The sequence below is a fragment of the Vibrio mytili genome (assembly GCF_000830505.1).
GTDB classification, from domain to species: Bacteria; Pseudomonadota; Gammaproteobacteria; order Enterobacterales; family Vibrionaceae; genus Vibrio; species Vibrio mytili.
On the sequence record NZ_JXOK01000010.1, the window covers coordinates 42,780 to 57,476 of the forward strand.

Genomic DNA, 14,697 nt, shown 5'->3' on the forward strand with positions numbered 1-14,697 from the left:
CAACGTCAATCAATTCGTAAGTCAGTCAAGGAAGGCAGCCTTATTTATTCACAAGTAAGGCTGGTACAGGGGTAAATCATGTCTCAGTTCGATATTCTATTCCAACCATTAAAAATCAACAAAACGACCATTCGTAACCGAGTGGTCAGTACCGCGCACGCTGAAGTTTACGCCACCGATGGTGGTATGACGACCGATCGCTACGTGAAGTATTATGAAGAAAAGGCGAAAGGTGGCTGCGGTCTATGTATCTGTGGTGGCTCTAGCGTGGTATCGATTGATAGCCCGCAAAGTTGGTGGAGTTCAGTTAACCTTTCAACAGATCGCATCATTCCTCATTTTCAAAATCTAGCCGATGCTGTGCATAAGCATGGCGGCAAAATCATGATCCAAATTACTCACATGGGACGTCGTTCTCGTTGGGATGGTGAACACTGGCCAAACCTAATGTCCCCGTCTGGTATACGTGAACCTGTTCACCGCGCAACATGTAAGACCATTGAAGAAGAAGAAATCTTGCGCATTATTGATGACTTCGCAAAAGCAGCTGTTCGTGCGAAAGAAGGCGGCTTGGATGGCGTTGAACTATCAGCGGTTCACCAGCATATGATTGACCAATTCTGGTCTCCTCGTGTTAACAAGCGTACGGACAAGTGGGGCGGAAGTTTTGAAAACCGCATGCGCTTTGGTATGGAAGTTTTGAAAGCCGTTCGTGAGGCGGTAGGACCTGACTTTGTTGTAGGTATGCGTATTACTGGTGACGAGTTCCATCCTGATGGCTTGAACCATGATGATATGAAAGAAATCGCGGCGTACTACGATGCAACTAAGATGGTCGATTACTTCGGCGTTGTTGGTTCTGGCTGTGATACGCACAATACACTCGCGAACGTTATCCCTAATATGAGCTACCCGCCCGAGCCATTCCTTCACTTGGCTGCTGGTATTAAAGAAGTGGTTTCGGTACCGGTTATCCACGCGCAAAACATCAAAGATCCAAACCAAGCTAAGCGAATCCTTGAAGCAGGTTACGTTGATTTTGTTGGTATGACTCGCGCACACATTGCGGATCCGCATTTGATCACCAAAATCAAACTGGGCCAAACCGACCAAATTCGCCAATGTGTTGGCGCGAACTACTGTATCGACCGTCAGTACATGGGTCTAGATGTATTGTGTATCCAAAATGCGGCGACATCCCGTGAGCACATGGGTATGCCTCACCTGATCGAAAAAACAGCAGGACCTATCCGTAACGTTGTTGTGGTTGGTGGTGGCCCTGGTGGTATGGAGGCCGCTCGTGTTGCAGCTGAACGTGGTCACAAAGTCACATTGATTGAGAAAGGAAGCGAACTCGGTGGACAAATCACCATCGCAGCAAAAGCTCCTCAACGTGACCAGATGGCGGGTATTACTCGCTGGCTAGCGATGGAACTCGATCGTTTAGGTGTCGAGGTTATTCTGGATACTGCTGCTAACGCAGATATGATCCGTGAGCTGAAACCAGAAGTTTGTATCCTTGCGACTGGTGGTACTCCATTCATTGAACAGAACCCAGACTGGGGTGCAGAAGAGGGATTAGTCGTCTCTTCTTGGGATATCCTGAATGGTACGGTTGAACCAGGTAAGAATGTTCTGGTTTACGACACCATCTGTGAATTCTCGGGCATGTCAGCAGCCGACTACTTAACGTCAAAAGGTTCTCAAGTTGAACTTGTTACAGATGACATCAAACCGGGTGTTGGTATCGGCGGTACAACTTTCCCGACTTACTACCGTAGTTTGTATGAGAAAGACGTCATCATGACATCTGATTTGGCATTGCTAAAAGTGTACCGTGAAGGTGACAACCTGATCGCTCTACTAGAGAACGAATATACGGGTGCGAAAGAAGAGCGCGTTGTAGACCAAGTGGTCGTAGAGAACGGTATTCGTCCAAACGAAGCGCTTTACTATGAGCTGAAAGCAGAGTCAGTCAACAAAGGTCAAATCGACGTTGAAACGTTGTTTGCATCACAGGCGCAACCCGTCTTGTCTCAAGACAATGACGGCATGATCCTATGGCGCTTGGGTGACTGTGTTTCACAACGTAATACTCATGCTGCACTCTACGACGCACTACGTCTATGTAAAGATCTTTAAGGGGGGCGTATGTTCCTAGAGTCATTACTTCCTATCCTACTTATAACAGCCGGAGCTCTGGCTGTTATAGGGATGCTCCGCCGCATTATGATGTGGCGGAGAGGGCAAGCCGAAAGTGTTGCCCTCTTTTCAGGGTTAGCTGCGATGCCGCGTCGTTACCTCGTGGACTTGCACCACGTGGTTGCTCGCGACAAAGTTATGTCTAACACGCACGTGGCGACAGCGGGTGGTTTCGTATTGTCTGTTGTCCTTATTTTCGCGGTTCACGTGTTTAACCTACAACCACAGATTTTGTCTTGGGTCTTGCTGGGTTCACTGGGCTTAATGTTTTGCGGTACTTTATTTGTCGTAAAGCGTCGTCTTAATCCGCCATCGCGCCTGTCAAAAGGCCCTTGGATGAGACTGCCGAAAAGCTTAATCATGTTCTCGGTCAGTTTCTTTCTTGTGACATTGCCTGCAACGCAACTCGTTGGTGACGTGTTTAACGTGGTCGCTGCTGTTGTTCTGCTTGCCGCCATTGTTTGGGGTGTCGGTGAGATGTTCCTCGGTATGGGCTGGGGCGGACCAATGAAGCACGCGTTTGCGGGCGCATTACATCTAGCATTTCACCGTCGTCCAGAACGTTTTGGCGGTGGCCGTTCCACAGGGTTAAAACCCATTGACCTTAATGCACAAAAACTGGGTGTAGAAAACCCAAGTGACTTTAAATGGAATCAGCTGTTAGGTTTTGACGCCTGTGTTCAGTGTGGTCGCTGTGAAGCCGTTTGTCCTGCGTTCGCAGCAGGTCAGCCGTTGAACCCGAAAAAACTTATCCAGGATATGGTGGTAGGTCTTGCGGGTACAACGGACAAAAAATACGCGGGTAGCCCTTACCCGGGTAAAGAAACCGGATGTGCAAAAGGCGACCCGCACAAACCTATTGTGGGTGGAGTGTTGAACTCAGAAACACTCTGGTCTTGTACAACTTGTCGAGCTTGTGTTGAAGAGTGTCCGATGATGATCGAGCATGTGGATGCGATTGTCGATATGCGCCGCTTCTTGACGCTTGAAAAGGGTGAAACACCAAATAAAGGCGCGGAAGTTTTAGAGAATATCATCTTCACTGACAACCCGAATGGCCATAACCCGAACAAGCGTTCTAACTGGGCTGCTGACCAGGATCTCAAACTGATGTCTGAAGTCAAACGTGCCGACGTATTGTTCTGGGTTTCTGATGGTGCTTTTGATATGCGTAGCCAACGCATTCTTAAGTCGATGGTGAAAATTCTGAAAGCGGCCAAAGTCGACGTGGCTATTTTGGGAGACGAAGAGCTGGATTGTGGTGATGTTGCCCGCCGATTAGGTGACGACGTAACGTACCAACGTTTAGCGAAGCGTAATATCCAAACGTTGATGAAGTACGACTTTGATTGCATCGTGACCACCGACCCTCACGCATTCCACTGTTTGAAGAACGAGTACCCGGACTTCTACCCTGAGAATGAAAAACCTAACTACCAAGTTTGGCACCACACAACCTTTATCAATCAATTGGTAGAAAAAGGGTTGATCGCGCTAAAAGAATTGGCAGTTGGCAAAGTCACATACCACGATCCATGTTACCTAGGACGCTACAACGGTGAATATGAATCGCCTCGTTCTGTTCTTAAACACCTTGGCATTGAGATCGCTGAAATGGAGCGCTCTGGTTTCCGTTCACGCTGTTGTGGTGGTGGTGGTGCTGCACCGATTACCGATATCCCAGGCGAACGTCGTATTGCAGACATGCGTATGGATGACATTCGAGAAACAGGTGCCGATTTAGTGGCGGTAGGTTGTCAGCAATGTACTGCGATGCTGGAAGGTGTTGTAGAACCAAGACCAGAAGTGAAAGACATTGCAGAGCTTGTCGCTGATATGTTGGTTGAGGTTAGCGACGAGAAGGTGGACGTATGGACACCTGAGTCTGAAACCGTCGGTGTGTAGGAGAAAAGCATGGGAGATTTTATTTTACGCCGTGACCCTCGTGTCGAATGGATTAGACGTAATCGCCTGCACCCTCAGCATGAAAGCTTGATGGTACAGCCGATTGAAGAAATTGGCCCGAGCGGGTTAACTAGGCGTTATCCGCATCGAGTCGGGTTCATCGGACCAAATGGTATTAAACGCATTGACCGATTAAATAGTAACGCAGCGACATCAATGATGGGCGCACGTCAGAACAGTCAAGCGAGCGTTGAACTGCCACTGCACAAAGTGGAGTCACCAGACTTTTACATCGTTGTGGTACCGGATATGCCGGGTGGCCGTTTAAGCAGTCATGATAAAGATGTCTTAGGACAAGCGCATCAATTGGTTAAACAGTCGGATCAGGAAGGCGCGGTCATGGCCGTTGTCTTTGGAACGCATAAAGAAGAGCAGTTTGGTCTTGCGGGTGTCGACCGTTTACTCGCTGTTCCAGACGAAGTGTTTGATCATTACAGTCCTGAGCAGCGTGTCGAGGTTCTTGCCAGTATCGAAGCTAACTACAAACCGAAGCATTGGCTATTCCCAGATAGCATACAAGGCGGTTTCGAGATTGGCGTCAGACTCTCAGCAGCGATTAAAGAGCGTCCGGCAACTCAAGCTTGGCAAGTTAATAGCGAGCAGGCTGTGTGCCGCGCTTCAGGTGGTCGCCAAGATATCAAACGTGCAACACCACGAGTGCTGTTGCTCGCGGAAGAATGTGCACTGCCGATAGATGAGACGAAGCATGAAGCCTTGAGCGTAGAATTTGCGGGGGATGTGAACACAGACTCTCGCATTCAAGACCTGGGCCCAGTTGCCGTCGACCCTCAGGCAATACCGCTGACTGAAGCCGAGTTTATTTTGTCGGCTGGTAACGGTATTCATGACTGGGATCAGTTCCATGCGGCAGCCAATATCTTGGGGGCGACGGAGGGTGCAAGCCGTGTCGCAGTTGATGATGGCTTTATGCCTCGACACCGACAGGTTGGTGCAACCGGCAGCTGGGTGACGGCTCGAGTCTATATCGCAGTTGGTATCTCAGGTGCGATTCAGCACTTACAGGGTATTGGCGGGTGTGACAAAGTCATTGCCGTCAATACGGACGCAGGTTGTGACATGGTCAAACGTGCTGATTTGAGTGTTATTGCGGACAGTAATGAGTTGTTAAAGGAATTGATTTCTTTGATTCAACACCACCAATCAAAGGAGCTGAAGGATGCAGCATAATCAAAGTGACACGCTACGTGTCAGTACTTTAGTTTCCATCGGTGCTCACCCAGATACGGGACGTGCTCGTCGCTCGGCGACTGACGCTCGTGCGGTTGAGTTGGCAATGAACTTAGAAAGCTGTGAACTGGAAGTGTTGCATGCTGGTAATCCACAGGAACCTGCACTGGCCTACTACAGCGGCATGGGGCTTTCGCAAATCCGAGTGTTGTCCCAGGACGAACAAGATGATGCGATTCATACCTTGTCATCTTACTTTCGTAATGAGATGCCAGATATCGTGCTGACGGGGATGCGCAGTGAAAACGGTGAATCCTCGGGCACATTGCCTTTCTTTCTCGCTCAAGAGTTGGGGTGTCCCGTAGTGATGGGCATCGCAGAGATTCTTTCAGTGGAAAATGGAACCGCGCGAGTTTTACAAGCGTTACCAAGAGGGCAGCGTAGAGCCCTGAATGTATCTCTTCCGTTTATTGCCAGTGTGGACCTTGCTGCGCAAGAGCCAAGACAGAGTGCATTCGGTCGAGCACGTCGCTGTGATTTTGTTACTGAAGAGGTTGATGGCAAGCAACTTGACCAAGACCGAATGACTTGGGAAGTCAGCATTGCTAAACCTAAAGCAAAACGATTAAAAGTAGTCAAAGCAAAAAGTGCAGCCGATCGCTTTAAAGCTGCGACCGCGAAAGCTGAATCGACAGGCGGCAAAGTGCTTAAGGATCAGCCAGTAAGTGAAATGGCGCAGTTGGTCTTTGATTTGCTTCTAGAGGAAGGAGTAATACAGAAGTAATTGAGGTAATAGGTTTATGACCACATTAGTTACCAAGGTAGCCTTTGACACTCACATTTTAAGGTAATGGTTGATGTCTAGACAAAGTAACTGATGACAAAACGGTTCAGAGAAAGGATTTACTGAAACGGATTATACCCAAATTGGCTCAGCATGCCTGGTTTACTTGAGGCAGTTGGTTAACCAAAACAGACCAGGTGTGCAGTCGTAGTAACACGCTGCATATTCAAGTTGTGTGGGTATATGTTCTACCAATTCCAGCCATGACTTCATCGTTTTTGCTGGTAAAAAATAGCATCAAGCAGGGTGTGGATGTTTCTAACTAAATCGATCAGTTATGGAACATTTCTTCTCGCCAGAAGCCGTTTTTTCTGCGTATTCCTGATAGTTGAATGCCTGGAATTGGTACTAATTTTTAAAGAGGGATCGTATGAAAAGCATAGTCAGTAGTCGACGAAAATATAAACCCGTCAATGATGTAAAATATGAAACAGATTATTGTGCAGGGCAAGACAATGTCAAACTGTGGGGGATGGACATACACAACCCTGTGTTTGGTATCAGTGCTACGTTAATTTTATTATTCATCATTTTGACTCTTTTGTTTCCTGCAGGGTCAAAAGATGCGTTGATGGCGGCAAGAACTTGGTCTATCACCAACTTTGACTGGTTCTTCATCGTTGGCTGTAACATCTTTGTCGTTTTCTGTTTGTTTTTACTGGTCTCACCACTGGGTAAAATACGTTTAGGTGGTGTAGGTGCTGCACCAGAGTTTTCTCGACTTTCATGGTTTAGTATGCTGTTTGCAGCAGGTATGGGCATCGGGCTCATGTTCTGGAGTGTTGCGGAACCTGTTGCTTATTATACCGACTGGTATGGCACGCCTCTTAATGTGGAAGCAAGCACCGAAGAAGCGAGAAAAATGGCGCTAAGTGCGACGATCTATCACTGGGGTCTCCATCCTTGGGCCATCTATGCCGTTGTTGGACTAGCGTTGGCCTTCTTTGCCCATAACAAGGGATTACCATTGACCATTCGCTCCGCCTTTTTCCCTCTTTTGGGTGAACGCTGTTGGGGTACGATTGGTAATTTCATCGATATTCTTGCGGTTCTCGCCACCATTTTTGGTCTTGCCACCTCTTTAGGGTTTGGTGCTCAACAAGCCGCAGCTGGTCTTAGCCATTTATTTGGTGTCTCTAGCGGTATTTCTACCCAAATTGCGTTTGTCGTTGCTGTAACTGGTATCGCCGTGGTATCAGTTGCACGTGGCCTTGATGGTGGTGTGAAAATACTGAGTAACATTAATATGCTGATTGCAGCTGGCTTAGTTGCATTGCTTGTGGTTGTTGGTCCAACGTTATCGATCGCCAATACCTTTGGCGATATTGCTTCGGGCTATGTCGGTAACTTTATTCCGTTATCAAATTGGATCGGTCGAGAAGATTCTGATTGGTTCCATGGCTGGACAGTGTTCTACTGGGCTTGGTGGGTATCTTGGTCACCATTTGTTGGTATGTTTATCGCCAGAGTGTCAAAAGGGCGTACCGTTCGTGAATTTGTGACTGCTGTTTTGCTCATCCCAACACTCGTCACTATGGTGTGGTTAAGTGTTATGGGTGGTACGGCACTGGAACAAACGACAAGTGGTGTAGGTGAGCTTGCAAACGGTATCAGTGATGTATCCCTAGCGATGTTCCAAATGTTTGATAACTTGCCGTTCTCAACACTGTTGTCGGTTGTTGGTATCTTGCTTGTGCTGGTCTTCTTTGTTACATCATCGGACTCTGGTTCTCTAGTAATCGATAGTATCACAGCGGGTGGTAAAGAAGATGTGCCAGTGGGTCAGCGCGTATTTTGGGCTGTGGTTGAAGGTCTGATTGCCATCGCACTGTTACTTGGCGGTGGCTCAGAGGCATTAACGGCATTGCAAGCGGGTGCGATTACGACCGGTTTACCGTTTACTCTTGTATTGGTATTAATGTGCTGGAGCTTATATAAGGGGCTTAAATCAGAAAGCCACCTTTACAGAAAAGCGTAATTGCAACGTTTTCAAAATGAGTAAGTTGCGAACACAATTTTCTTGAAAACAATGTTTTTTAAATGCAATGCTTCTTGAGCACAATACGTTATGAGCGAATATGCGCTGTGACGGAATCTAGGATCACAGCCATATTGTTTTGTTGGGGGGAGGGAATCCCCCCTTATTTAGGTAGGAGAATAGAGTTATGATGCATGTAGATCTAGTCGATATGGATGATTTAATCACTGATCTTGACCAAATTGGGATTGAGTGTACTGGTCATGATGTTGATAGTGTAAAAAATAGCATTGATAAGTGGTTAGAGTCGGTCGATAGCATTCAACGCGATCGTTTTTCGAAGCTCATCTTTTCTATGGAGCAAAAAGGTATTTTGTTACCAGATATTGAAAATGTCGTTCATTGGGGAGCTCAACGCTTACCCCAATGACCAAAACATCGACATATATTATTGAAGGACGGGGGAGAGTCGTTCTATTTACCGTAAAGAATGGTGTCGTACTCTCTACCCTTATCTCATTCAAATGACCGATTTTTCGCACGTCACTTACAACAAACCTTTCAATCGTCGTTATTTAACCTGACACATATCAAAAACGTTATGTTTTCTAAGTGCCTTTAGAATGCTTTGAATACGCATTATTCACTGCGTGAGAGTAAAATCATTCAATTCAGACACGGTTTTGATTATGTAGACATTTTTACTACTAGAGTATTCGATAAGTTGAGATGTGAAGTCATCGTTCCAGAACCTAGGGCACAACTTAAGGGTCTTATAACTATTAAGTGTCCCTTTGAATACTGAGCTTCCATCAGGCCAACCCTCTGGCTTTATAAAGAGCCCTTTAAGAAAGCGCTTAGTTACAAACCAATAACTTACCGAGTATGGTAGGTCTATGTAAACGAGCGTATCTGCGGCCGCCAGACGTTCATAAAAGGAACTTATGGGACCAAAACCATCGATGATCCAAGCATCTGATCGAATGATTTCGTTGTGGGCAAAATCAAACTCTTCTCGATCTACAAGTTCACCGTTGGGTTTGTAAACGATGGAATCTAGTTGATGAAGCGGTAAACCCATAGTTGACGCTAGTGCTTTGCTTACTGTCGATTTTCCGCTACCCGGTTTTCCAAAAACTGCTACCTTTTTCATTTAAATCCCTCCAAGAGTCTAATTCCCAAAAGGCAGAAAAAGAAAACCCACCTTCTAGGGTGGGGTTGATTTATCCAAAGCACAACACATCCCACCATTCCTAAGGAATGATGATAATTCGTTGGTTAAGTGGCATCGGATTAAATTTCATACAGCTACTTTCATATAATTGCAGTCAGTTGTCAATTTGTCTTCTCATAATGGGTAGTCGCAGGTTAAGGCGTTTGGCCATCTGAAGTTTGCAAAACTAATGTTTGAAATATAAACCGAATAGGGCATACACAGAAATAGCGGTTATTACCAAACTTCCACCATTTCTCCTTCGTCATTGAGTATTCCCATTTTGTGTGGGATGGTGTGGTTTGTTATCTAAGAGATGTTACTCTGCGCCAAAGGCAGACGAATTAAGCTGGTCAATACTAACTCGATAGAGGGGATGTATTGCTCTTTCAACAAAGTATGACCACACATGCTTAAATACTGCATGTTGATTGGGAAAAGGCGCAAGTTCTAGAGCTTCTTCAAGAGAGCACCACTTATAGTCGGTATGCTCCTCGTTCAGAACCACTTTTTGGTTTGGAGGGCACATCACGACAAAAACAGGAATAAGCTCTATGACATTCACGTGAGGCTCGAAGAACTGATCGATAAATTGCGCATTGTATAGGTTGGTGACCTGAATTTGAGTTTCTTCGTAAAACTCTCGAACAATCGCTTCGACCCCTGTTTCACCTTGCTCTATTGAGCCTGCTACATGGCACCAATAACCACCTTTCACGCGCTTCATTAGCAGAATCTTTTTTTCACCATAGATTTCAGATATTGCGACGCCCGAAACAAAGGACGTGTCGACTGGGATCATCTTTACCTCAGAACTCAAAATAGTGCGCCCCCTTATTTGTCTGGATGCGCGATAAGTCTTCCAACATGGATGAGACTGGAGAGCTTGAGTAGTGGTTTAATAATGAGTTGCGCACTCCCAACAATAAATAACCAAGTCCCACTCTCTATTAACGAATCATTTAAAAAGAAAAAACTGCCGATCAAAAACCAAATAGCGATCAATAAATCATTGAATGCGCCTAACGCTTCATAGCGACGTTGCACAACGATGTGCTTTTTTCCTATATCGACGTCTAACTCATTGTCTACAGTATCCATTCGTGGGTCACCTTATTTCTGACTACAGTAAAGTGACCGTAACGAACCGGAATCAATTTTACAACCCCGCGCTACGTATAAGACTTTGTTCTACTATGGTTTTAGTCATGCTAAACAGCGTTGAGAGCGTTGAGAGCGTTGAGAGCAATAGTGTAAGGAAGACAAATGGCGAAATTATAGTTCCGATTTCAGCTACACTATTTCAAATTAGGGAAACAAACTTACTTCTGTTAGAATCCGCACCCTGTTGATTTTCGGTATAAAGTAATACTGGGTTAAGATCAGAATCCCTACAACCCAAGCACTCGGTTAGTTAGCTTATTAGGAACTCGTTATGATGACTGATGAAGAAAGAATAGAATTACAAAAAAATAATCCATTACACGGGCTTGGGCTAGAAACTATGCTGCAAGAGCTGGTTGATTTTTATGGATGGGACATTTTAGATACCGCAATGCGTTTTAACTGCTTTCATACCAATCCATCAATTGCGAGTAGTGTGAAGTATTTGAAGAAAACCGATTGGGCGAGAGAAAAACTGGAGAACTTTTACTTATATCGTTTTAAGCGTATGCCACGCGCCTCTAGCGAAGAGTATGACTTACCACCTCGTGCTCGTACGTTTCCTCATGGTTTAAAACCAAAAGAGCCACTGGAACTGACGGTTGACTCCATCTTGAAGTCACAAGCCAAAGCCGCCTCTGCGCATAAAGAACGTTCTTCACGCAATCGTAATTTTCGCCGTTAGTTGCATCGCCGGTCTAAGCATCATTTAAAAACAACCAGTCGTTTAGGTAGAGATATTCAGTAACTTCAAAATGCGTGTTCAGCGAGATTTTATTCGCTCTTAGGCAAGGCACTGATTTGAATACATAGTCATTCTACGTACGTAGAAAGCAGTAGCACAGCATAAGAGCGCCTAATTGAACTGCGAAGTAAGGAGCTCGCCCTTTGGGAGCTCTTCATCGAGCCCATTTCTGTACTAAATAATGTTGCAAGGGAATCACCATTCCTACCGTTATTTAGCGCGAACTGAACTCGTTGATGAAGCTCTGAATCTTACATCTTGATGTCACTTGAGTATAAGCATTATCGGCGCTTCATTTGCCTTTACGCTGCCGCATACCTTCCTGAAGCACTTTTAGTATTTCAAGACAATGCGTTACTACAGTATGGCTGTCCCCAGTCATATAGGCCGTTGTAATAGCGCCTTCCTTTAGCACACATATCGACTCCAATAATAAAGGGTCTTTACTACAAAGGTGTTTTTGAATAACTCGACGTACGTGTTGTTTATGTTGGTTACAAAAACGAGAAATTTCGCTATCGGTATCACTAAACTCTGCAGATGTGTTGATGAAAAAACACCCTCTAAAATCGCCCAGCATCGTTTCTTTACTGTTAAACCAGCTCTCTAACCCATTGAATAAATTTTTAATTAAGTCGCTGTCAGACTCAGAGCCCAATAACTTACTTTCTAACCAGTCGATAAAATGCGTATGACGTTGATGTAACGCCGCCAAGATCAAGGCCTCTTTACTATCAAAGTCCGTATACAACGTTCTTTTTGCTACTCCCGAAGATTTCAGAATTTCATTAATACCGATGGAATTAATTCCGTTTTGATAAAAAAGCGCTAACGCTGTATCGATTAAAATCTGACGTTTTTTACTCATATGCGTTCTCCTATAAAATTATGTTGACACAAGTAGACCACTCTGTCTACCATTGCAAAGTAGACAGAGTGGTCTACTTTTATGGAGAGAAGAGTAAATATGAACAATATTATTTTGTCGCTTATTGCTGGGATTGGAGCAAGCATTGCTATTGGGACACTGTCTTACTTAGATCATACTTTTTATGATTTAGCGCTATTGATGGCACCGTTTGGAGCCACGACAGTGCTCGTGTTTGGTGTACCGGATAGTCCACTAGCTCAGCCGAAAAACGTAATACTGGGGCACTTGTTAACGGCTTTCGTTGGCGTATTCTTTGTTCAGTTTATTGGTGTGACGCCTATATATTTAGCCATAGCAACAGGAATCGCCGTTAGCCTGATGCTCGTCACTAAAACGACTCATCCACCCGCAGGCGCAAATCCATTGCTAATCATGCTATCAGGGCAAAGTTGGGGATTTTTGGTTACTCCGGTTCTCCTTGGAGCGGTGGTTATTGTATTACTTGGTAAAAGCGTAGGAGTTGTTAGGCGAAGATGGTGTTTAAATAATGCATCGTTTTGAACGCTAGATGAAAAAAGTGAATAACAACTGAATATGAGGTGGGTAAATTCACCACGCAAAAAGTTGGAATGAAGCATAATTCTATATCCTATCTATCCTACGGATGCTACTTTCTCGACGCTTAGATATTTATGCATAACTTGCATAAATAAATTCACTTTTAATCATTTGTGTCACTACATAATCCGCTTTACAGTCTGGATGAATTTGTTACCTGAGGATAACATTTTGTGACTGTTATTAATCTTTGCCTATAACTCTTCAAGGTTATTGGCAATAGTGACAGTGAAGTCTACTACCTGTGGTGGTCTCGAATCCATGAGTGGCAAGGAATGCCATTCTCAGCACCACACTTATTAATAAGAGCGATTTATGATTATTTTTCGATTTCCACTTCTTGTTTGGCTAGGTATTGGTATTTTGATTACCAGTCTAGGGATCAGACAATCCTTTGGTATCTTCATGACACCAATATCCGACTACTTTCAAACCGGACGAGAGTTCTTCAGCTTTGCTATCGCATTGCAAAACTTACTGTTTGGAGCGTTCCAGCCATTTGTCGGTATGGCTGCCGACCGTTGGGGGGCGAAACGTATCATTATTTTAGGGGCTATCTCTTACGCCCTAGGTCTGTACTTAACTTCTATCACCGCTGAGTCGACTATGGTGTACCTTTCGTTAGGTGTGCTGGTTGGTCTTGGCTTAAGTGCTACTAGCTACGTTATCGTACTGGGTGCCGTGGCGAAAGTGGTACCAGCGCAACATGCAGCTAAAGCTTTCGGTTTGACTACGGCCGCGGGGTCATTCGGCATGTTTGCTATGATTCCGGGTGCACAAGCATTGTTGAGTGCTTCTGGTTGGCAAAGTTCAATGCAAATCTTTGCGCTACTGTGCAGTTTTATGGTGTTGTTTGCATTATTCATGAATACGGCAAAGCGGAATTCAAGCACAGCTAACAATCATGTTCATGAAGGCAAGCAAACGTTAAAAGAGGCTTTAAAAGAAGCGTTTGCACACAAAGGGTACTGGTTGATTCATGCTGGTTTTTTTGTATGTGGTTTTCATGTGATGTTTATCGCAACTCATCTTCCTAGTTATTTGGCGGACAAAAACCTACCGGCATCAACCGCGGCACTGGCGTTGGCTTACGTTGGTATATTTAACATCCTTGGCTCATATTTCTGGGGTGTAATGGCAGATCGCTTTAGCAAGTGTTACATGATGTTTGCGTTGTATGTGATGCGCTCGGTGGTGATCGGCGCTTTTCTCGCACTGCCTATTACCGAGCAAACTGCTCTTATCTTCGGTGCTGCCATCGGTTTTTGCTGGTTAGGAACGGTGCCACTGACATCTGGTTTAGTCCGTCAAATCTTTGGAGCTCGTTACCTGTCGACGCTATATGGTTTGGTGTTTTTCACTCACCAAGTCGGCAGCTTTTTGGGGGCCTGGATTGGTGGTCGTATCTATGATTATTATGGGTCTTATGATCCAATTTGGTGGTCAGCGGCTGTCCTGGCGTTTATTGCTGCGTTGATTCATCTTCCAATCAATGACAAGCCAGTACCACGTTTAACAGTGGCAATAGCATAACGCGTAAGGGCTCCTCACGTAGTTCGTTGGGAGCCTTTCTTTTATGAGTTATATTTATAGCTAAACAATGCCCCATGATGATTCCTTTCTGAAACCAATTTACACAGATATGCATGCTGACGGTGGAGAACCTGACCGGATTGAGAGGCTAAAAAACAAAATTCCACTTCAGCGCGGAGCTCACCTGAAGAGGTCGCCGATGCAATTTATTGGTTAGCTTCTGATAAATCGACATTTTCAACGGGCAACTATTTGGATTTAACTGGTGGTTTGTAATTCGAAAATACCCCATTGTATGTTTCGAGATTCAAGTAAGTGAATGACTCAAATCAATGGGTCGCTCACACAAAGTATTATTGAACAGACCGGCGGATTG

The 14,697-nt window shown here is 45.0% G+C and carries 13 protein-coding genes and 1 pseudogene; 10 read left to right on the top strand and 4 right to left on the bottom strand.

Annotation, left to right across the window (positions count from 1 at the left end; all coding sequences use genetic code 11):
* Positions 1-78: 78 nt before the first annotated feature.
* The 6 genes from dgcA (at position 79) to SU60_RS04610 (ending at position 8,607) form a co-directional block, all read left to right on the top strand.
* Positions 79-2,142, top strand: coding sequence for a dimethylglycine demethylation protein DgcA (dgcA, locus tag SU60_RS04585; RefSeq protein ID WP_041154536.1), 2,064 nt, complete (start codon positions 79-81; stop codon positions 2,140-2,142).
* Positions 2,143-2,151: 9 nt separating this feature from the next.
* Entirely contained in the window at positions 2,152-4,107 is a 1,956-nt protein-coding gene (locus tag SU60_RS04590; protein ID WP_052481485.1) for a (Fe-S)-binding protein, read from the top strand.
* 9 nt (positions 4,108-4,116) lie between these two features.
* On the top strand, positions 4,117-5,355 hold the full coding sequence (etfA, locus tag SU60_RS04595; RefSeq protein ID WP_041154537.1) for an electron transfer flavoprotein subunit alpha: 1,239 nt from the start codon (positions 4,117-4,119) through the stop codon (positions 5,353-5,355).
* A complete protein-coding gene (gene etfB / locus SU60_RS04600) occupies positions 5,345-6,139 on the top strand; it encodes an electron transfer flavoprotein subunit beta (protein ID WP_041154538.1) in 795 nt (264 codons plus the stop codon). Before etfA ends, etfB begins: the two co-directional genes overlap by 11 nt.
* A gap of 430 nt (positions 6,140-6,569) precedes the next feature.
* The gene (locus SU60_RS04605; RefSeq protein WP_041154539.1) at positions 6,570-8,177 is read left to right on the top strand and encodes a BCCT family transporter; all 1,608 of its coding nucleotides are present in this window, start codon (positions 6,570-6,572) and stop codon (positions 8,175-8,177) included.
* A 187-nt stretch (positions 8,178-8,364) separates the two neighbouring features.
* The gene (locus SU60_RS04610; RefSeq protein ID WP_041154540.1) at positions 8,365-8,607 is read left to right on the top strand and encodes a hypothetical protein; all 243 of its coding nucleotides are present in this window, start codon (positions 8,365-8,367) and stop codon (positions 8,605-8,607) included.
* A 213-nt stretch (positions 8,608-8,820) separates the two neighbouring features.
* Here the strand turns inward: SU60_RS04610 and SU60_RS04615 are convergent, their stop codons facing one another.
* The 3 genes from SU60_RS04615 to SU60_RS04625 form a co-directional block, all read right to left on the bottom strand.
* Entirely contained in the window at positions 8,821-9,330 is a 510-nt protein-coding gene (locus SU60_RS04615; RefSeq protein ID WP_041154541.1) for a P-loop NTPase family protein, read from the bottom strand.
* A 379-nt stretch (positions 9,331-9,709) separates the two neighbouring features.
* Positions 9,710-10,192, bottom strand: a complete 483-nt coding sequence (locus SU60_RS04620) for an NUDIX hydrolase (protein ID WP_041154542.1) — start codon at positions 10,190-10,192, stop codon at positions 9,710-9,712.
* Positions 10,193-10,224: 32 nt separating this feature from the next.
* Positions 10,225-10,491 carry a YrhK family protein gene (locus tag SU60_RS04625; RefSeq protein ID WP_041154543.1) on the bottom strand — a complete coding sequence of 89 codons (267 nt, stop codon included), beginning with the start codon at positions 10,489-10,491 and terminating at the stop codon, positions 10,225-10,227.
* A 334-nt stretch (positions 10,492-10,825) separates the two neighbouring features.
* Between SU60_RS04625 and SU60_RS04630 the strand changes: the two genes are divergently transcribed.
* Positions 10,826-11,239 carry a VF530 family protein gene (locus tag SU60_RS04630; RefSeq protein ID WP_041154544.1) on the top strand — a complete coding sequence of 138 codons (414 nt, stop codon included), beginning with the start codon at positions 10,826-10,828 and terminating at the stop codon, positions 11,237-11,239.
* Between the two features lie 352 nt (positions 11,240-11,591).
* Here SU60_RS04630 and SU60_RS04635 read toward each other — a convergent pair whose 3' ends face one another.
* Positions 11,592-12,167 carry a TetR/AcrR family transcriptional regulator gene (locus tag SU60_RS04635; RefSeq protein WP_041154545.1) on the bottom strand — a complete coding sequence of 192 codons (576 nt, stop codon included), beginning with the start codon at positions 12,165-12,167 and terminating at the stop codon, positions 11,592-11,594.
* Between the two features lie 99 nt (positions 12,168-12,266).
* Between SU60_RS04635 and SU60_RS04640 the strand changes: the two genes are divergently transcribed.
* From SU60_RS04640 to SU60_RS21230, 3 genes and pseudogenes are all read left to right on the top strand, one after another.
* Positions 12,267-12,731, top strand: a complete 465-nt coding sequence (locus tag SU60_RS04640) for an HPP family protein (protein WP_041154546.1) — start codon at positions 12,267-12,269, stop codon at positions 12,729-12,731.
* Between the two features lie 372 nt (positions 12,732-13,103).
* Positions 13,104-14,321, top strand: a complete 1,218-nt coding sequence (locus tag SU60_RS04645; RefSeq protein WP_041154547.1) for an MFS transporter — start codon at positions 13,104-13,106, stop codon at positions 14,319-14,321.
* Between the two features lie 97 nt (positions 14,322-14,418).
* A pseudogene (locus SU60_RS21230) lies at positions 14,419-14,597 on the top strand (SDR family oxidoreductase); the annotation flags it as partial.
* Positions 14,598-14,697: the final 100 nt, after the last annotated feature.